At 73.5% G+C, this 596-nt stretch carries 1 protein-coding gene and 1 pseudogene; both read left to right on the top strand.

The annotated features are described in order from the left end of the window. Positions 1-351: pseudogene (locus GJV64_RS15295) on the top strand (NAD(P)/FAD-dependent oxidoreductase); the annotation flags it as partial. Continuing rightward, positions 348-596 (top strand): hypothetical protein (locus GJV64_RS15290; RefSeq protein ID WP_456238864.1); only part of this gene is annotated, 249 nt, incomplete at its 3' end. The pseudogene GJV64_RS15295 and the gene GJV64_RS15290, both read left to right, overlap by 4 nt.

The raw sequence follows: 596 nt of genomic DNA, 5'->3' as shown, positions 1-596 counted from the left end.
CCGGACGGGGTGGCGATCCCCGGCCTGGCGCCGGCTGCCAAGCAGATGGGCATCCACGCCGCGCGCGCCATCCTGGCCCGTCGCAAGGGCCGGGCAGCGCCGGTCTTCCGCTATCGCCATGCCGGCAGCATGGCCACCATCGGCCGGTCGCGGGCGGTGGCGGATCTGGGCTGGCTGCAATTGTCGGGCCATCCGGCGTGGCTGCTGTGGTGCACGGTGCATCTGTGGTTCCTCGCCGGCTTCCGCAACCGGCTGGTGGTGGGGGCGAACTGGCTGTGGCGCTATCTCACCTTCGAATCGGCGGCACGGCTGATCACCCAGCAGAACAACGGCCACGGGGACATGACATGATGCTGATGCTGGCCTGCCTGATCGCGGCGGCCGTGGTCGGCTTTGCCGCCCACCAGGGCGGCACCTGCGGCGTGGTCGCGGTGCGGCGCTGGCTCGATCACCGCGATGCCCGGCTGCTGGTCGGCTTCGGCGCGGCCACCGGGGCGGCCACGCTGGTTTGCCTGCCGCTGGCCTGGCTGCTGGGGCGCGGCGCGGCGCTGCCCGGCAGTGTCGCGCTGGGCCCACCGCTGGTGCTGGGCGCGGTG

The organism is Sandarakinorhabdus rubra (assembly GCF_010994245.1).
In the GTDB taxonomy this organism is placed as follows: Bacteria; Pseudomonadota; Alphaproteobacteria; order Sphingomonadales; family Sphingomonadaceae; genus Sandarakinorhabdus; species Sandarakinorhabdus rubra.
Note: the sequence above shows the minus strand (reverse complement) of the source record. Positions and strands in the feature narration are given on the sequence as shown.